Annotated in this window: 10 protein-coding genes; 1 reads left to right on the top strand and 9 read right to left on the bottom strand. The window is 70.8% G+C overall.

The window, feature by feature from the left end:
- Window positions 1-129 precede the first annotated feature (129 nt).
- Window positions 130-1,533, top strand: coding sequence for an RNA polymerase sigma factor (locus tag HUT10_RS40945; protein WP_176176101.1), 1,404 nt, complete (start codon window positions 130-132; stop codon window positions 1,531-1,533).
- A gap of 55 nt (window positions 1,534-1,588) precedes the next feature.
- On the opposite strand, the gene HUT10_RS40940 is transcribed toward HUT10_RS40945, so the two are convergent.
- The 9 genes from HUT10_RS40940 to glgX (HUT10_RS40900) all read right to left on the bottom strand — a co-directional run bounded on the left by HUT10_RS40940 (window position 1,589) and on the right by glgX (HUT10_RS40900) (window position 18,251).
- On the bottom strand, window positions 1,589-1,981 hold the full coding sequence (locus HUT10_RS40940) for a hypothetical protein (protein WP_176176100.1): 393 nt from the start codon (window positions 1,979-1,981) through the stop codon (window positions 1,589-1,591).
- A 178-nt stretch (window positions 1,982-2,159) separates the two neighbouring features.
- Window positions 2,160-4,367, bottom strand: coding sequence for a 1,4-alpha-glucan branching protein GlgB (gene glgB / locus HUT10_RS40935; RefSeq protein ID WP_176176099.1), 2,208 nt, complete (start codon window positions 4,365-4,367; stop codon window positions 2,160-2,162).
- Entirely contained in the window at window positions 4,364-5,743 is a 1,380-nt protein-coding gene (locus HUT10_RS40930) for a phosphotransferase (protein WP_176176098.1), read from the bottom strand. Before HUT10_RS40930 ends, glgB begins: the two co-directional genes overlap by 4 nt.
- Before the next feature lie 5 nt (window positions 5,744-5,748).
- Entirely contained in the window at window positions 5,749-7,557 is a 1,809-nt protein-coding gene (gene treS / locus HUT10_RS40925; protein WP_176176097.1) for a maltose alpha-D-glucosyltransferase, read from the bottom strand.
- A gap of 42 nt (window positions 7,558-7,599) precedes the next feature.
- Window positions 7,600-9,582 carry a maltotransferase domain-containing protein gene (locus tag HUT10_RS40920; RefSeq protein WP_176176096.1) on the bottom strand — a complete coding sequence of 661 codons (1,983 nt, stop codon included), beginning with the start codon at window positions 9,580-9,582 and terminating at the stop codon, window positions 7,600-7,602.
- 349 nt (window positions 9,583-9,931) lie between these two features.
- Window positions 9,932-12,079, bottom strand: a complete 2,148-nt coding sequence (gene glgX, locus HUT10_RS40915) for a glycogen debranching protein GlgX (RefSeq protein WP_176176095.1) — start codon at window positions 12,077-12,079, stop codon at window positions 9,932-9,934.
- A 51-nt stretch (window positions 12,080-12,130) separates the two neighbouring features.
- Window positions 12,131-13,855 carry a malto-oligosyltrehalose trehalohydrolase gene (treZ, locus tag HUT10_RS40910; protein ID WP_176176094.1) on the bottom strand — a complete coding sequence of 575 codons (1,725 nt, stop codon included), beginning with the start codon at window positions 13,853-13,855 and terminating at the stop codon, window positions 12,131-12,133.
- On the bottom strand, window positions 13,852-16,128 hold the full coding sequence (treY, locus tag HUT10_RS40905; protein ID WP_176176093.1) for a malto-oligosyltrehalose synthase: 2,277 nt from the start codon (window positions 16,126-16,128) through the stop codon (window positions 13,852-13,854). The genes treZ and treY overlap by 4 nt, the downstream gene beginning before the upstream one ends.
- Window positions 16,125-18,251 carry a glycogen debranching protein GlgX gene (gene glgX / locus HUT10_RS40900; RefSeq protein WP_176176092.1) on the bottom strand — a complete coding sequence of 709 codons (2,127 nt, stop codon included), beginning with the start codon at window positions 18,249-18,251 and terminating at the stop codon, window positions 16,125-16,127. The genes treY and glgX (HUT10_RS40900) overlap by 4 nt, the downstream gene beginning before the upstream one ends.
- Between the last annotated feature and the right edge of the window lie 59 nt (window positions 18,252-18,310).

Raw genomic sequence — 18,310 nt, 5'->3', positions numbered from 1 at the left:
TCGTTACAATGGAACACGGCCCACGGCTGCGGAGGGCAAAACCGCAGGCCGAGGCGTGATCCCCGAATGTGAGGCAGCAGTGGCCCCAGGCCGTTGCTCGTCGTGATCGACCGCTGCGAAAGGGCGTAAGTGGCAGCCGCAAGAACCGCAACCCGAGGCGGGACGAAGACAGCGACCGCAGCCGGCGAGCCGGCCGAAGAGGCAGCCACCGGGACGGCGAAGCCGGCGGCCCGCAAGACCACCACCACCAAGAAGGCGCCGGCCAAGAAGGCGCCCGCGAAGAAGGCCGTGACCAAGGGCCCGAAGACCGAGGACGGCGAGCCGGACGGTCCCGGCGAGCTCGAGGACGACGATCTCGGTTCGCCCGACCTGTCGGACCTGGAAGAGGTCGAGGTCGACGTCGTCGACGAGACGGTCAGCGACGAGCCGGACACCGACTCGGCCGACGACGACGATGACGACGAAGAGGAAGCCGACGAGGAGACCCCGGCGGCGCGCCGCCGTGGCGCCGCGGCCGACAAGGCGGCGAAGGGCTCCGACAACCCGGACTTCGTCTGGGACGAGGAAGAGTCGGAGGCCCTGCGCCAGGCGCGCAAGGACGCCGAGCTCACCGCGTCGGCCGACTCCGTGCGTGCCTACCTCAAGCAGATCGGCAAGGTCGCGCTGCTGAACGCGGAGGAGGAGGTGGAGCTGGCCAAGCGGATCGAGGCCGGGCTCTACGCCGCCGAGCGCGTGCGCACCGCCGAGGAGGAGGGCGAGAAGCTCGTCACCCAGATGCGCCGCGATCTCAAGTGGATCGTGCGTGACGGCGAGCGCGCCAAGAACCACCTGCTCGAGGCGAACCTCCGGCTCGTGGTCTCGCTGGCCAAGCGCTACACCGGCCGCGGCATGGCGTTCCTGGACCTGATCCAGGAGGGCAACCTCGGCCTGATCCGCGCGGTGGAGAAGTTCGACTACACCAAGGGCTACAAGTTCTCGACGTACGCCACGTGGTGGATCCGCCAGGCGATCACCCGCGCGATGGCCGACCAGGCCCGCACCATCCGCATCCCGGTGCACATGGTCGAGGTCATCAACAAGCTGGGCCGCATCCAGCGCGAGCTGCTCCAGGACCTCGGCCGCGAGCCGACCCCGGAAGAGCTCGCGAAGGAGATGGACATCTCCCCGGAGAAGGTCCTGGAGATCCAGCAGTACGCGCGCGAACCGATCTCGCTGGACCAGACGATCGGCGACGAGGGCGACTCGCAGCTCGGTGACTTCATCGAGGACTCCGAGGCGGTTGTCGCGGTGGACGCGGTGTCGTTCACGCTGCTGCAGGACCAGCTCCAGTCGGTGCTGCAGACGCTGTCCGAGCGCGAGGCGGGCGTGGTCCGGCTGCGCTTCGGCCTCACCGACGGCCAGCCGCGCACGCTCGACGAGATCGGCCAGGTGTACGGGGTGACCCGCGAGCGCATCCGGCAGATCGAGTCGAAGACGATGTCCAAGCTGCGCCACCCGTCGCGGTCGCAGGTCCTGCGGGACTACCTGGACTGATTGTCCTTCCGGCACAACGGAAACCCCGTCACCTCGGTGGCGGGGTTTCCGCGTTTCAGGGCACCGCCAGGCCGCGCTCCCGGAGTGACTGTTCGACGCGCAGGCGTTCGATCTCCCGGTCCATCCCCTCGGGCAGCTCCCCGAGCCGGTGCGGGACGCCGACCTGGCGGCAGGCCACGGTGAGGAGTTCGTCGTACGCCTGCCGGGTGCCGATCCGGCGGGCGGCGGGTGTGCCGGACGGGTAGCCGGCGAGCAGGCGGTGCACCCGCCGCAGGTCCGCGGCGACGCGTTCGATCGGCGGACCTTCCGGCTGCGGCCCCGCTCGCCTCGAACGGATCCGGTCGATCAGCTTCGGCACGCGCAGCGCGCACCAGAACACCACCGTGGGAGCGACGCAGACCACGGCGAAGAGGATCAGGTTCGCGACGACACCACCGGAGCCGTCCATGCCCCGATGGTAAGCCCGCCGGGCCCGGCCCGCGGAAGGCTTTTCGCGTGATTGATGGGTCAGCACGCGTGATTGGAGAGTCGACTCGCGTGATTGGAGGGTCGACACGAAGTCCGTCGCCGTGTCGTCCTCTCAATCACGCGTGTCGACCTCCTGATCACGCGTGCTGACCCTTCAGTTACGGGAGTTCGGGGGTCTCCGGGGTTTCCTCGACCAGCCAGAGGACCCCGGCGGGCGGCAGCTGGAGGACCGCGGAGGCCGGCTGGCCGTGCCACGGCTCCTCCGTGGCCTCCACCGCGCCCATGTTGCCGACGCCGGAGCCGCCGTACGCCTCGGCGTCGGTGTTGACCACCTCCAGCCAGCGGCCCGCCGACGGCAACCCGACCCGGTAGTCGTGGTGCGGGACCCCGGCGAAGTTGGCGACGCAGGCCAGGCGCGAGCCGTCGGCGCCGATGCGGAGGAAGCTCAGCACGTTGCCGCTGGAGTCGTTCGCGTCGATCCAGGCGAAGCCTTCCGGCGAGGTGTCCTGGCTGTACAACGCCGGGGACGAGCGGTAGATCGTGTTCAGCGACCGCAGCAGCTCCCACACGCCGAGGTGCAGCGGCTCCTCCATGAGGTGCCAGTCCAGCGACCGCGACTCCGACCACTCCCCCGGCTGGCCGAACTCGCCGCCCATGAACAGCAGCTGCTTGCCCGGGTGGGCCCACATGAACGCCAGCAGCGAGCGCAGCCCGGCCGCCTTGTTCCACGCGTCGCCCGGCATCCGGCCCCACAGGGATCCCTTGCCGTGCACCACTTCGTCGTGCGACAGCGGCAGCACGAAGTTCTCGCTCCACGCGTACACGAGCGAGAACGTCATCTCGTTGTGGTGGTACGCGCGGTGGATCGGCTCGTGGGACAGGTACCGGAGCGTGTCGTGCATCCAGCCCATGTTCCACTTGAAACCGAACCCGAGGCCGCCGAGGTGGGTGGGCCGGGTGACGCCCGGCCAGGCCGTCGACTCCTCGGCGACCATCACCACACCCGGGTGTCGCTTGTAGACGGTCGCGTTCAGCTCCTGCAGGAACCGCACCGCGTCCAGGTTTTCCCGGCCGCCGTACTGGTTGGGCAGCCACTCCCCGTCCTTGCGGGAGTAGTCGAGGTACAGCATCGACGCGACGGCGTCCACGCGCAGGCCGTCGAGGTGGAACTCGTCGAGCCAGAACAGGGCGTTGGCGACCAGGAAGTTGCGGACCTCGTTGCGGCCGAAGTCGAACACGAGCGTGCCCCAGTCGGGCTGCTCGCCGCGGCGCGGGTCCGCGTGCTCGTACAGCGGTGTCCCGTCGAAGCGGGCCAGCGCCCAGCTGTCGCGCGGGAAGTGGGCGGGCACCCAGTCCACCAGCACGCCGATCCCCCGCTGGTGCAGGCGGTCGACGAAGTAGCGGAAGTCGTCCGGCGAGCCGAAGCGGGACGTCGGCGCGTAGTACGACGTCACCTGGTAGCCCCACGACCCGCCGAACGGGTGCTCCGACACCGGCAGCAGCTCCACGTGCGTGAAACCGGTTTCGACCAGGTAGTCGCCCAGCTGGTCGGCCAGCTCGCGGTAGTCGAGCCCGGGCCGCCACGAACCCAGGTGGACCTCGTAGATGCTCATCGGCGCCGCGGCCCACTGGGTGGCTTCGCGCTGGGCGACCCACTCGTCGTCTTCCCACAGGTGCGCCGAACGCGTGACGACCGACGCCGTCGCGGGCGGCTGCTCGGTGGCGAACGCCAGCGGGTCGGCCTTCTCGTGCCAGTTGCCGTCGGCGCCGAGGATCCGGAACTTGTAGCAGGTGCCCGCGCCGACGCCGGGCACGAACAGCTCCCAGACGCCGGACGAGCCGAGCGAGCGCATCGGGTGCCCGCGCCCGTCCCAGCCGTTGAAGTCGCCGATCACGCGGATGCCGCGGGCGTTCGGCGCCCAGACCGCGAACGACGTCCCCTCGACGACGCCGTTGGGCGTCTCGTAGGAGCGGACGTGCGCGCCGAGCGCTTCCCAGAGCCGCTCGTGCCGTCCCTCGCCGATCAGGTGCAGGTCCAGCTCGCCGACCGTGGGCAGCCAGCGGTACGGGTCGTCGGCGACGGCGGTGTGCCCGTCGTACTCGACCTCGAACCGGTAGTCGCCGGGGTGCTCGGGCACGGCGACGGCGAACAGCGCGTCGATCACCGGGTCCATCGGGTACTTCTGGCCGCCCGCGCAGAGCGTGACGGCCTTCGCGCCGGGCAGCAGCGCCCGGGCCGCGAAGCCCTTGCCCACCGCGTGCACGCCCAGCACCGAGTGCGGGTCGTGGTGGGACCCGGCGAGCAGCCGGTCGATGTCCGCGGCCGGCGGGGCCGCGGCCGGGAGGCCTTCGGGAACCGCGTTCACGGTGTCGTCCCTCCGCTAGTGATCCGGGCGATCGAGGCGAGCGGCACGCCGAGCCAGTCCGGCCGGTTCGCGTGCTCGTAGCCCACCTCGTAGACCGCCTTGTCCAGTTCGAAGGCGCGCAGCAGCTCGCCCTGCTCGCGCGGGTCCGCCGCGACCGCGGCGTACCCCTCGCAGAACGCCGCCCGGTTGCGCTCCGACCATTCGTGGGCGCGCTCGGCCAGCGCCGGGTCGTCCGGCTGGCCGACCAGCATCTGCTGGGCCGCGTAGTCGAACGACCTCAGCATGCCCGCGACATCGCGCAACGGCGAGCGGAGCGCGTGCCTCTCTTCCACCGGGGCCGCCGGCTCGCCCTCGAAGTCGATCAGCAGCCAGCCGCCGACGGTCCGCAGCACCTGGCCGAGGTGCAGGTCGCCGTGGATGTACTGCATGGTCACCGAGTCCAGCGGGAGGGTGCGCACCCTCTCGAACGCCGCCCGCAGAGCCGGGGCGTGCGCGGCCAGCTCGGGCACGCGCCCGGCGATCGTGTCGAGCCGGTCGAGCATCGCCTTCGCCGAGCGTTCCAGCTCGTCGGCGTCCACGGGCTCGGTGCCGAGCGCCTCGGCCAGGTCCGCGTGCACCTCGGCGACGGCCCGCCCGAGCCGCTCGGCCTCGCCGGCGAAGTCGCCGCCGACCTCACCGGCGTGCAGGTCCGGCGCGGCCATCAGGTCGCGGACGCTGGTGGTGGCCATCGCCCAGCCGTCGACCGCGTCGGAGACGAACTGCTGGAGCATGCCGACCGTGGTCGGCTCGCCGTCCAGGTCGCCGGTGATCGAGCCGAGCGGCGCCGCGATGTGCTTGCTGCCCACGCCCTGCAGCGCGCGGTGCAGCAGCAGGTCCTTGTTCTTGCCCGGCGACAGCTTCCGGAACAGCTTGAGGATGTACTGCCCGGCGTAGACCAGGGACGTGTTGCTCTGCTCCGACGTGATCGGCCGCGCCCGCAGCCCGGTCTCCAGCTCCACGCCGGGCTCGTGCTCGAAGGTCAGCGACCCGACGGTCTCCTCGCGGGCCATCAGGTCCAGCAGCACGCCGGTGACGTCGAGGTCCCCGGACGCCTCGTAGGCGTTGAGGTCCCCGACGGCGCCGATCCAGCTGGTCGAGGCGATCTCCGGCGGGTGCGTCCGCCGGCCCACCAGCAGCTGGTACGGCTCGCGCCGGTCGTCCTGGGCGACCTCCACGACCACGTGCAGCAGCTGCGGATCACCCGAGACCAGCTCGGTCACACCGAGCGTCCGGACGTCGGTGACCGGCCGGTCCTTGCCGGCGAACCAGCGCTGCTCCGGCAGCCAGCGCTTCAGGTCCTCGGTCAGGTCGTCGACCAGCTCGCGCGGGTCGGACAAGGAACTCACCTCGTTTCGCCTTCGTCTCCCGGGCTCGTCAGCTGGAACCAGTAGAAGCCGTGCCCGGGCAGCGTCAGCAGGTACGACAGGTCCCCGATGCTGGGGAACCGCACGCCACCGGTGAGCTCCACCGGCGTGCACCCGCGGTGCGCGGACAGGTCCAGCTCCACCGGCTGCGGGAACCGGGACAGGTTGTTCACGCAGAGCACGACGTCCTCGCCGCCGTCCGGGCGCCGCCACTGGCGCTTGTAGGCCAGCACGCTCGGGTTGGACCCGCCGAGGTCGACGAACTCGCCTTCGGCGAACGCGTGGTGCTGCTTGCGCACCTCGATCATCCGGCGGGTCCAGTTGAGCAGCGACGACGCGTTGTTCGACTGCGCCTCGACGTTCAGGCCCTGGTAGCCGTACACCGGGTCCATGATCACCGGCAGGTAGATGCGGCCCGGGTCGCAGGAGGAGAACCCGGCGTTGCGGTCCGGGGTCCACTGCATGGGGGTGCGCACCGCGTCGCGGTCGCCGAGCCAGATGTTGTCTCCCATGCCGATCTCGTCACCGTAGTACAGAACGGGTGAACCCGGCAGGGACAGCAGCATCGCGGTGAAGAGCTCCTGCTGGTTGCGGTCGTTGTCCAGCAGCGGCGCCAGCCTTCGGCGGATGCCGATGTTGGCCTTCATGCGCGGGTCCTTGGCGTACTCCGCGTACATGTAATCGCGCTCTTCGTCGGTGACCATCTCGAGGGTCAGCTCGTCGTGGTTGCGCAGGAAGATGCCCCACTGGGTGCCGCTGGGGATTTCCGGGGTCTGGGTGAGGATCTCCGAGATCGGGAAGCGCGACTCGCGCCGCACGGCCATGAAGATCCGCGGCATCAGCGGGAAGTGGAACGCCATGTGGCACTCGTCGCCGCCGACGGCCGGGTCGCCGAAGTACTCGACGACGTCCGACGGCCACTGGTTCGCCTCGGCCAGCAGGATCCGGCCCGGGTACTCGTCGTCGACGACCTTGCGGCAGCGCTTGAGGAACTCGTGCGTGCGCGGCAGGTTCTCGCAGTTGGTGCCCTCCTGCTCGAACAGGTACGGCACGGCGTCCAGCCGGAACCCGTCGATGCCCAGGTCGAGCCAAAACCGCAGGACGTCGATCATCGCGTTCTGGACGTCGACGTTCTCGTAGTTCAGGTCGGGCTGGTGGGAGAAGAACCGGTGCCAGTAGAACTGGCCGCGGACCGGGTCGTAGGTCCAGTTCGACGTCTCGGTGTCGACGAAGATGATCCGCGCGTCGGCGTAGCGGGAGTCGTCGTCGCTCCACACGTAGTAGTCGCCGTACGGGCCGTCGGGCTCGCTGCGCGACTGCTGGAACCACGGGTGCGCGTCCGAGGTGTGGTTGAGCACCAGGTCGGTGATCACCCGGATGCCGCGCCGGTGGGCCTCGTTCAGCAGGAAGACGAAGTCCTCGACGCTGCCGAACTCCGGCAGCACCGCGCGGAAGTCGCTGATGTCGTACCCGCCGTCGCGCAGCGGCGAGGCGTAGAACGGCGGCAGCCACAGGCAGTCGATGCCCAGCCAGGCCAGGTAGTCGAGTCTCCCGGCCAGGCCGCGCAGGTCGCCGGTGCCGTCGCCGTTGGAGTCGGCGAACGCGCGCACCAGCACTTCGTAGAACACCGCGCCCTTGAACCACTCCGGGTTGCTCGGCGCCTGCTGCGCCGACCGGAAGTCCCCGGCCTGCGGTTCCACGAGCATGCCGTCGGCGGTCACCGCTTCGCCGGTGTGCGGCACGCCCTCGAGCCCCAACACCGCGTCAGGCCGGGCCTCATCCGCCATCTGTTCCACCTCAGTCCCTCGGATTCCTGTCCTTCCGTTCTCTCAGCCGGCCAGCCGTCGCCTGACCGACACGACGTGCGCCACGGCCCGCCACGGTTCGAGCCGGACGAAGTTCGCCGGACCCCAGTCCCACGTGTCGCCGGTGACCTCGTCGTGCGCGATCAGCCGTTCGTGCGCTTCGAAGCCGAGCGCGCCGGTGTCGAGCCAGAGCGTGCCCTCCTGGGGCCCGTACGGGTCGAGGGTGACGACCGTGACCACGGTGTCGCCGGTGGCCGGGTCCTGTTTGGAGTAGGCCAGCAGCGCGTCGTTGTCGACGTGGTGGAAGTGCAGGGTGCGCATCTGCTGCAGCGCGGGGTGCGCCTTGCGGACGGCGTTCAGCTTCGCCAGCCACGGCTCCAGCGAACGCCCTTCGGCGAGCGCGCGTTCGAAGTCGCGCGGGCGCAGCTGGTACTTCTCGGAGTCGAGGTACTCCTCGCTGCCCTCGCGGACCGGGACGTGCTCGAACAGCTCGTAGCCGGAGTAGACGCCCCACGTCGGCGAGATCGTCGCCGCGAGCGCCGCCCGCAGCGCGAACATGCCCGGGCCGCCGCGCTGCAGCGACTCGTGGAGGATGTCCGGGGTGTTGACGAACAGGTTCGGCCGGCCCTCGTTCCAGTGTTCCCGCAGGTCGATGGCGAAGTCGATCAGCTCCTGCTTGCCGGTGCGCCAGGTGAAGTAGGTGTAGCTCTGGGTGAAGCCGAGCCGGGCCAGGCCCCACAGGCGCGCCGGGCGGGTGAACGCCTCGGCCAGGAACAGCACGTCCGGGTGGGCGTCCTTGACCGACTGGATCAGCCAGGCCCAGAAGTCCGGCGGCTTGGTGTGCGGGTTGTCGACCCGGAAGATCTTGACCCCGTGGTCGATCCAGACGGTGATCACCCGCAGCATCTCTTCGTAGACGGCCTTGGGGTCGTTGTCGAAGTTGATCGGGTAGATGTCCTGGTACTTCTTCGGCGGGTTCTCCGCGTAGGCGATCGAGCCGTCCGGGCGGGTGGTGAAGAACTCGGGGTGCTTGAGGACCCACGGGTGGTCGGGCGCGGCCTGCAGCGCGAAGTCGAGCGCAACCTCCATGCCGAGCTCCTCCGCGCGGACCACGAAGGCGTCGAAGTCCTCGAAGGTGCCCAGCTCGGGGTGGATGGCGTCGTGGCCGCCCTCGTCGGCGCCGATCGCCCACGGCGAGCCGACGTCCTCCGGCTTGGCGTCGAGGGTGTTGTTCGGCCCCTTGCGGTTCACTCGCCCGATCGGGTGAATGGGCGGGAGGTAGACGACGTCGAAGCCCATTTTCGCGACCCGGTCCAGCGCGGTCGCGGCGGTGGCGAAGGTGCCGTGCACCGGCTTGCCCTCGGCGTCGAGACCGCCGGTCGAGCGGGGGAACAGCTCGTACCAGGAGCCGTACGCGGCGCGGCGGCGGTCCGCCCAGATCTTGAGCGGCTTGCCCTTGGTGATCAGCTCCCGCACCGGGAACTCGTGCATGACCTGGCGGACCTCGGGCGAGAGCGCGGGCCCGACGCGCTCGGCGAGGCTGCGCTCTTCGTCGCGCAGGGCCTTCACCGCGCCGGTCAAGAGCGCTTTCTCACCCCGGCGGTCGGGACGGCGGGAGACGCGCTCGATCAGCCGGGCGCCGTTTTCGAGGTCGTTCGCGAGGTCTTCGGGTCCCTGCCCGGCGGCGACCTTCACCTCGACGGCGTGCTCCCACGTCGCCCACGGGTCGCTCCACGCGTCGATCCGGAAGGTCCACAGCCCGGTGGTGTCCGGGGCGATCACCGCGGCGAACTCGTCCGGGTGGTCGGGACCGCGCGGCACCATCCGCGTCTGGCGGGTCAGCCGGTCTTCCGGACCGCGCCACGCGACGGTGGCCGCGACGGCGTCGTGACCCTCGCGCCAGACGGTCGCGAAGACCGGGATGTGTTCCCCCACAACGGCTTTGGCCGGATAACGGCCACAGCTCACGCTGGGGGAGACGTCGTCGATGCCGAGCCGGCCGGTCATGGGCAACGCCCTTCGATATGTCGGTTGGACGCAGACGGCGACAGTCTGCCTGACTCGATCAAGCGCCCACGAGGCAGGGTTCTTAAGGCTTGTACCCAGTGCGCGCCTGCTGAAACGCTTTCGCCGCAACGAATTTCCAGCGGATGTCCGGCAGGTTAAGCCGGCGCGCGAACGACACGCGAACCCGAACGGCCAACACCCGTACCCGAATGGACGATTCGCGCACCCGGACGGTCGGCCGGCGTACCTGGACGGTCGGCTTGCGTACCTGGAGGGTCGGTTGGTGAGCCGACCCTCCAGGTACGCGGTCCGACTCCCGGGGTACGCGGGCCGACCGTCGGGGTACGGGTCAGTAGGGTTCGGGCTGGGGTTCGGCGGCCAGGCGGGGGGCGCGCAGCAGGAGCAGGGAGCGGGACTGGAGGGTCACGCGGCTCTTGGCCTCCAAGACACCCGGGTTGGCCGGGCTGCCGTCGGCGGTGCTCGTGTCCAGCGTCGGCTTGAACGTCTCGCCGTACTCGCGGCCCGGGAGGATCACCTCGGCCGGGGCGTCGCCGGCGTGCAGCCACAGCAGCCACGAGTGGTCGGACACCAGCTCGCCGTCGCGGTTGCGGGCCTGGCTGTTCGAGCCGTCGATCCACATGCCGAGCGTGTGCCGGTCCTCGAACCAGTCGGTCTCGCCGAACTCGTCGCCGTCCGGGCGGAACCAGACGAGGTCGGGCTTGCCGGTCGGGGTGGTCCGGCCTTCGAAGAACTCCGGCTGCCGCAGCGCCGGGCTGTTCGCGCGCAGCCGCACCACCCGGCGGGCGAACGCGAGCATGGCCTCGGCCTCGGGGTCGTCCGGGGTCCAGTCGAACCACGACGTCTCGTCGTCGAGGCAGTAGGCGTTGTTGTTGCCGCCCTGGGTCCGCCAGAACTCGTCACCCGCGGTGAGCATCGGGGTGCCGGTCGACAGCAGCAGCGTCGCGAACAGGTTCCGGGCCTGCCGGGCGCGCAGGGCCCGGATCGCCGGGTCGGCCGTGCCGCCTTCGGCGCCGTGGTTCCACGAGCGGTTGTCGTTGGTGCCGTCGCGGTTGTCCTCGCCGTTGCCCTCGTTGTGCTTTTCGTTGTAGGACACCAGGTCCCGCAGCGTGAAGCCGTCGTGCGCGGTGACGAAGTTGATCGACTGCCACGGCCGCCGGAGGTTGTGGTCGTAGAGGTCCGACGAACCGGACAGCCGGTAGGCGAGGTCGCGGACGCCGGTCGCGCCGCGCCAGAAGTCACGCACGGTGTCGCGGTAGCGGCCGTTCCACTCCGCCCACTGGGCGCCGAAGCCGCCGACGCGGTAGCCCTCGCCGGTCGCGTCCCACGGCTCGGCGATCAGCTTGCACCGCGAGAGCACCGGGTCGGTGGTGATCGCGGTGAGCAGCGTCGAGGCCGGGTCGAACGCGCCGCCGCGCGGCCGCCCGAGGGTGCTGGCCAGGTCGAACCGGAAGCCGTCGACACCCATCTCCTGCGTCCAGTACCGCAGCGAGTCGGTGACCAGCCGGACCACGGTCGGCGAGCCGGCCTCCAGGGTGTTGCCGCAGCCGGTGATGTCGGCCATGTGCCCACGCTCGGTGTGCAGGTAGTACACTGGCGCGTTCAGCCCGCGGAAGCTCAGCGTCGGCCCGTCCGGCCCGCCCTCGCAGGTGTGGTTGAACACGACGTCGAGGATCACTTCGATGCCGGCCGCGTGCAGGGCGGCCACCATCAGCCGGAACTCCTCGACCTCGTGGCCGGGCTCGCTGGCGTAGGCGGCGTGCGGGGCGAAGAAGCCGAGCGGCGAGTAGCCCCAGTAGTTGTGCCGCCCGGCCCGGATCAGCGACGGCTCGTCGAGGAACGCGTGCACCGGCAGCAGCTCGACCGAGGTGACGCCGAGGCGGGTCAGGTACTCGATCGCCACCGGGTGGGCCAGGCCGAGGTAGGTGCCGCGCAGCGCCTCCGGGATGAACGGGTGCTGCCGGGTGAAGCCCTTGACGTGCAGCTCGTAGACCACCGCCTCCTCGAAGGGCACCTCCGGCTTGATCCCGGTGTCCGGCCCGCCGGGCGAGGTGACCACCGACAGCGGCACGCTGCCCAGGGAGTCCACAGTGGACATCGGGCCGCGCTCGGGGTCGCCGGTGAAGCCCTGGGCCGCGGCCAGGTCGGTGAGCCCGCCGGTGATCTGCCGGGCGTACGGGTCGACCAGCAGCTTGTGCGGGTTGCACCGCAGGCCGCGGGCCGGGTCGTACGGGCCGTGGATCCGGTAGCCGTACCGCTGCCCCGGCGTCACCCCGGGCACCAGCCCGTGCCACACGCCGAAGGTGCGCTCGGTCAGCGCGATCCGGCGTTCCGACCCGTCGGCGTCGATCAGGCACAGGTCGACCGCGTCCGCCACGGCGGACGTGATCGCGAACCGCACCCCGCCGGCCTCGGGGTGGGCTCCGAGCGGGAAGGGGCGGCCGGCGAGGACGTGATCGGCGGAGGGTCGTGTGGCCATTCCTGAATCGTCCCAGATCGGTGGTGGTTCCTGCGCGCCATTACCGAGGAGTTACCCGGCGGAAACCGGCGTTCCGGCCAGCACGAAGGTGTCCGGCGGCAGGTGCGCGGCACCCCTGTCCACGGTCGCCGCACCCCACGTGAGCAGCGCGTTCGTCGCCCCGAGGGGCAGGGTCACCGGGCCGGGGCCGAAGTTGACGGCCAGCCGCAGCGTGCCACGGTGCAGCACGACCCACGACCCGTCCGGCGCGGAGTCGACACGCAGGTCCGGCAGCCACGGGTCGGCCAGCTCGGGCCGTTCGCGGCGCAGCCGGATCAACGCGCGGTACAGCTCCAGCACCTCCCGGTGACCGGGCTGCTCCACCTCGGCCCAGTCGAGCCGGGAGCGCTCCACGGTGGCCGGGTCCATCGGGTCCGGCACGTCCGACTCGCCCCAGCCGTGCCGGGAGAACTCGCGACGGCGGCCGGTGCGGACGGCCTCGGCCAGCTCCGGGTCCGGGAAGGACGCGAAGAACTGCCACGGCGTGCTCGCCGCCCACTCCTCCCCCATGAACACCATCGGCGTGTACGGCGAGCAGAACAGGATGGCCGCGCCGCAGGCCAGCCGGTCGCGCGAGACCGTCGCCGAGAGCCGGTCGCCGGTCGCGCGGTTGCCGATCTGGTCGTGGTTCTGCAGGTACGCGAGGAAGCGGTGGCCGGGCACGGTCCGCGTGTCGACCGGGCGGCCGTGGGTCCGCTCCCGGAAGGACGACCAGGTGCCCGCGTGGAAGAAGGCCTCCCGCAGGACCCGCTCGAGGGCGTCCGGCGCGGCGAAGTCCGCGTAGTACCCGCTCGTCTCGCCGGTGAGCTTGACGTGCAGGGCGTGGTGGAAGTCGTCCGACCACTGCGCGTGCAGGCCCAGGCCGCCGCGCTCGCGCGGCGTGACCAGCCGCGGGTCGTTGAGGTCGGACTCGGCGATCAGGGTCAGCGGCCGGTTGAGCGCCGCGGACAGCGCGTCGACCTCGGTGGCGAGCTGCTCGAGCAGGTGGACCGCGCGCCGGTCGAGCAGGGCGTGCACGGCGTCCAGGCGCAGCGCGTCGAGGTGGAAGTCCCGGAACCAGCTCAGCGCGTTGTCGGCCACATACCGGCGGACCTCGTCGGAGCCGGCGCCGTCGAGGTTGAGGCCGGGCCCCCAGTCGTTCTGCCCGGCGAAGTACGGCCCGAACTTGTCGAGGTAGGCGCCCGAGGGCCCGAGGTGGTTGTAGACGACGTCGAGCACGACGGCCAGGCCGCGCGCGTGGGCCGCGTCGACGAACCGCTTGAGCCCGTCCGGGCCGCCGTAGGGTTCGTGGACCGCGCCCCAGAGGACGCCGTCGTAACCCCAGCCCGCGGTGCCGTCGAAGGCGTTGACCGGCAGCAGCTCGACGTGCGTGATGCCGAGGTCGACGAGGTGGTCGAGCCGGTCGACGGCCGCGTCGAAGGTGCCGCCCTCGGTGAACGTGCCGACGTGGAGCTCGTAGAGGACGGCGCCGGGCAGCTGGCGGCCGTGCCAGGCGTCGTCGGTCCAGGCGAACTCGCCGTGGTCGTACACGCGCGACTCCGCGTGGACGCCGTGCGGCTGCCACCGCGACCGCGGGTCGGGCAGCGGTTTCTCGTCGTCGTCGAGGAGGAAGGCGTAGTTGACGCCCTCGGCGTCGGCGTGCCACCAGCCGCCGTCGCCCTCGGTCATTTCGTGCACGCCTGCGTCGACGCTCACCCGGACCCGGCGGGCCGCCGGGGCCCACACGCTGAACTTCATGCGTCTCCTCGCACCAGCAACGCGACGGGATAGGGGTCGAACAGGGCGGCCAGCTCGCCGGTGACCTCCCGGCCGGTCAGGACGTCGGTCCAGACGCCGGGCGGCAGCGGCAGGACCGTGTCGCGCCAGCCGCCGTCGGCTTCCAGCCCGACCGGGAGCCGGGTCACCGCGACGGCGAGATCGGGGCTGCGCGTGTAGGCCAGCACGTGCTTGCTCGCGGCACCCTCGGCGCGCAGGGGCCGGTAGCCGCGGAACAGCGCCGGGTGTTCGCGGCGCAGCCGCAGCGCGTTGTGCACGACCAGCAGCTTCGCCGCGCCGGACGCGTCGATCTCCGGCTGCTCCCCGTCGAGGACCCGGTCCAGGATCTCGCGGCGGGCGACGTAGTCGACCGGGCGGCGGTTGTCCGGGTCGACCAGGGAGAAGTCCCACAGCTCGGTGCCCTGGTAGACGTCCGGGACGCCGGGCGCGGTCAGCTGGACGAGCTTCTGCCCGAGCGAGTTCACGTAGCCGGGTCCCTCGATGCGCCGGACGAACCCGTCGACGTCCCCGGCCAGCTCGGCGTCGTTCATGACGTCTTCGGGCCAAGCGGCTACGTCGGCTTCGAACGCCTCGTCGTGGTCGGTCCAGCTGGTCCGGAGCTTGGCCTCCTTGGCCGCCTTGTCGAGGTAGTCCCGCAGCCGGGCGGGCTCGATCGGCCAGGTCGACACCAGCGTCTGCCAGGCCAGCAGGTTCAGCGACGGCTCGTCGATCCCCCGCCGCTCGGTCCACCGCCGGACGGCTCGGGCGAACTCGCCGGGCACCTCGGCCAGCACGGCCATCCGGGCGCGGGTGTCCTCCGAGCGTTTGGTGTCGTGCGTGGTCAGCGTCGTCATCGCCGCCGGGTAGCCCGCCTCGCGCTCGGCGGCCAGCCGGTGGAACTCCTCGACGCCGAGGCCGAAGCGGTCCGGGTTGCCGCCGACCTCGTTCAGCGCGGCGAAGCGCGTGTAGCGGTAGAACGTCGTGTCCTCGGTGCCCTTGGCCACGACCATGCCGGAGGTCTGCTGCAGGCGGGTGGCCAGCTCGCTTTCCGGGTTCTTGCGCACGGTGGCGTCGAGGATCGCCAGCGTCTCGGTGAGATCGGGGCGGGCGTGGCGGGCACCGTCGATCGCCGCCGCCCAGTGGTCCGCGCCTTCGGGGAGGTAGGAGCGGTAGACGGGGAAGGCGATCATGGTCTCGGCCACCGCCTGCCGGGCCTGTTCCGGGTCGGCGTACCGCAGCTGCGCGGCGATCCGCCGGACCTCGGCGACCAGGATGCGGTCGGTGACCAGGCGCCGGGCCTCGGCCTCGACGCGGTGGTAGCCGGTCTTCACGCCCAGTTCGTTCGCCAGCGCGGTGAAGTCGGGCTCGCCCGCCGGGTCGATGAAGACGCCGGCGATCTCGCGCAGGGCGTCGTAGCCGGTGGTGCCGTCGACCGGCCAGGACTGCGGCAGCGGCTCGCCGGGGTGCAGGATCTTCTCCGCCACGATCCACGCGTCCGGCGCGTTCTCCCGCAGCCGCCGGAAGTAGCCGCCCGGGTCCGCGAGGCCGTCGGGGTGGTCGACGCGGAGGCCGGTGACGTCGCCGTCGGCGACCCAGCGCAGCACCTCGCCGTGCGTCGCGGCGAACACCGTCGGGTCTTCGACGCGGACCGCGGCCAGGTTCGTGATGTCGAAGAACCGGCGGTAGGTCAGCTCGGCGTTGCCGCGGCGCCAGCCGATCAGGCGGTAGTGCTGGCGCTCGTGGACCTCCTGCGGCGTCCCGGTTCCCGTGCCGGGGGCGAGCGGGAAGCGGTGGTCGTAGTAGACCAGCTCGTCGCCTTCGACGGTCAGCTCGGCGACGGCGTCGTCGTCGCCGAGCACGGGCAGGAGGATCGGGCCGCGGTCCCAGTCGATGTCGAAAAAGGACGCGTACTCCGAGTCTCGGCCGTGCTTCAGGACGTCCCACCACCAGCGGTTCGCCTTCGGCACCTCGACCGACATGTGGTTCGGCACGATGTCGACCACCAGGCCCAGCCCGAGCTCCTTCAGCAGCGCCGACAGCTCCTGCCGGGCCGCCTCGCCGCCGAGCGCGGGCCGCGCGCGCGTCGGGTCGACGACGTCGTAGCCGTGCGTCGAGCCGGGGGCCGCGTCCAGCACCGGCGACGCGTACAGCGCCCCGATGCCGAGGTCGCGCAGGTAGCCGGCGATGCCGGCCGCGTCGGCGAAGGTGAACTCCGGGCGCAGCTGTACCCGGTAGGTCGACTCCGGCACCGTCATTCGGCTTCCGTCTCCGTCCGTTGCAGCACGATCAGGGACCGGGCGGGGAGGGTGAGCCTGCCGCCGCCTTCGATCGGCTTGGCGTCGGCGGGTTCGACCTCCCCGGTCGCGGTGTCGACCACGACGGTCCAGCTCTCCCCGTAGCCGTTGCCCGGGAGCGTGGTGTCGATGTCCTCGTAGTGGGCGTTGAAGGCGAGCAGGAACGAGTTGTCCTCGACGTGCATCCCGCGCGGGTCGAGGTCGGGGATCGCCTTGCCGTTGAGGAAGACGACGACCGCCTTGCCGAAGCCGTCGTCCCAGTTCTGCTCGGTCATCTCCTCGCCGGCCGGGGTGAACCAGGCGATGTCGCCGAGCTTTTCGCCCTTGCCGACCGGGCCGCCCTGGAAGAAGCGGCGGCGGCGGAACACCGGGTGCCGGCGCCGGAACGCGCCCAGCCCGGCGGTGAACTTGACCAGGTCCGCGTTCTGCTTGGCCAGCTCCCAGTCCATCCAGGACAGTTCGGAGTCCTGGCAGTAGACGTTGTTGTTGCCCTGCTGGGTGCGGCCGAACTCGTCGCCGTGCAGGATCATCGGCACGCCCTGTGACAGCATCAGGGTGGCCAGCATGTTCCGCTGCTGCCGCACGCGCAGCTCGTTGACCTGCGGGTCGTCGGTCTCGCCCTCGACCCCGCAGTTCCACGACCGGTTGTCGTCGGCGCCGTCACGGCCGTCCTCGCCGTTGGCTTCGTTGTGCTTTTCGTTGTAGGACACCAGGTCCCGCAGCGTGAAGCCGTCGTGCGCGGTGACGAAGTTGATCGACGCGAACGGGCGGCGGCCGTCGTCCTGGTAGAGGTCCGACGAGCCGGTGATCCGGCTCGCGAACTCCCCCAGCGTCGAGGGCTCGCCGCGCCAGAAGTCGCGGACGGTGTCGCGGAACTGCCCGTTCCACTCCGTCCACAGCGGCGGGAAGTTGCCGACCTGGTAGCCACCGGGACCGACGTCCCACGGCTCGGCGATCAGCTTCACCTGGCTGACGATCGGGTCCTGCTGGACGAGGTCGAAGAACGTCGACAGCCGGTCGACGTCGTAGAACTCGCGCGCCAGCGCCGAGGCGAGGTCGAACCGGAAGCCGTCGACGTGCATCTCCGTCACCCAGTAGCGCAGCGAATCCATGATCAGCTGCAGGGTGTGCGGGTTGCGCACGTTGAGCGAGTTCCCGGTGCCGGTGTAGTCCATGTAGTACTCGGGCTCCCCCTCGACCAGGCGGTAGTAGGCCTCGTTGTCGATGCCGCGCATCGACAGGGTCGGCCCGAGGTGGTTGCCCTCGGCGGTGTGGTTGTAAACCACGTCGAGGATCACTTCCATCCCCGCTTCGTGGAGGGCCTTGACCATGCCCTTGAACTCCTGGACCTGGCCGCCCTCGCCGGGCATCGCCGCGTAGGCGTCGTGCGGCGCGAAGTACCCGATCGTGTTGTAGCCCCAGTAGTTCGTCAGGCCCTTTTCGGCGAGGCCGTGGTCGGTGACGAACTGGTGCACGGGCAGCAGCTCCACCGCCGTCACGCCGAGCTTCTGCAGGTGCTCGACGACGGCGGGGTGCGCGAGCCCGGCGTAGGTGCCCCGCAGCGCTTCGGGCACGAACGGGTGATGCACGGTCATGCCCTTGACGTGGGCTTCGTAGATGACCGTCTCGTTGTACGGCCGCTTCGGCTGGCGGTCGTTGCCCCAGTCGAAGAACGGGTTCGCCACCAGCGAATACGGCACGTGGCCCGCGGAGTCGTCGTCGTTGCGCTCGGCCGGGTTGTCGAACTTGTAGCCGAACAGGGACTCGTCCCACTTCACGCCGTGCGAGACGGCCTTCGCGTACGGGTCGATGAGCAGCTTGTTCGGGTTGCAGCGCAGCCCGCGCTTCGGGTCGTACGGGCCGTGCACGCGGAACCCGTAGCGCTGTCCCGGGCCGACGTTCAGCAGGTAGCCGTGGTGGACGAAGCCGTCCACCTCTTCGAGCGCGTACCGCTCCTCCTTGCCCTCGGCGTCGAACAGGCACAGTTCGACGCGCTCGGCCACCTCGGAGAACAGGGCGAAGTTCGTCCCCACTCCGTCGTAGGTGGCGCCGAGCGGGTAGGGCGTTCCGGGCCAGGGCCGCACAGGGTTCTCCTCGAGCTTGGGTCGTGCCGGTGGCGTCCGCGTGTCACCCGGGGGTCGCG

Origin of the sequence: Amycolatopsis sp. Hca4, assembly GCF_013364075.1 — a bacterium.
Classification (GTDB): domain Bacteria; phylum Actinomycetota; class Actinomycetes; order Mycobacteriales; family Pseudonocardiaceae; genus Amycolatopsis.
This window is presented reverse-complemented; position numbering and strand designations above follow the sequence as displayed.

What these genes read in the sequence shown, in the direction of transcription:
- HUT10_RS40940 (WP_176176100.1), bottom strand. Translation starts at nt 1,981, where the DNA reads ATGGACGGCTCCGGTGGTGTCGTCGCGAACCTGATCCTCTTCGCCGTG.
- treS (WP_176176097.1), bottom strand. Translation starts at nt 7,557, where the DNA reads ATGGCGGATGAGGCCCGGCCTGACGCGGTGTTGGGGCTCGAGGGCGTG.
- HUT10_RS40920 (WP_176176096.1), bottom strand. Translation starts at nt 9,582, where the DNA reads ATGACCGGCCGGCTCGGCATCGACGACGTCTCCCCCAGCGTGAGCTGT.
- glgX (WP_176176095.1), bottom strand. Translation starts at nt 12,079, where the DNA reads ATGGCCACACGACCCTCCGCCGATCACGTCCTCGCCGGCCGCCCCTTC.
- treZ (WP_176176094.1), bottom strand. Translation starts at nt 13,855, where the DNA reads ATGAAGTTCAGCGTGTGGGCCCCGGCGGCCCGCCGGGTCCGGGTGAGC.
- treY (WP_176176093.1), bottom strand. Translation starts at nt 16,128, where the DNA reads ATGACGGTGCCGGAGTCGACCTACCGGGTACAGCTGCGCCCGGAGTTC.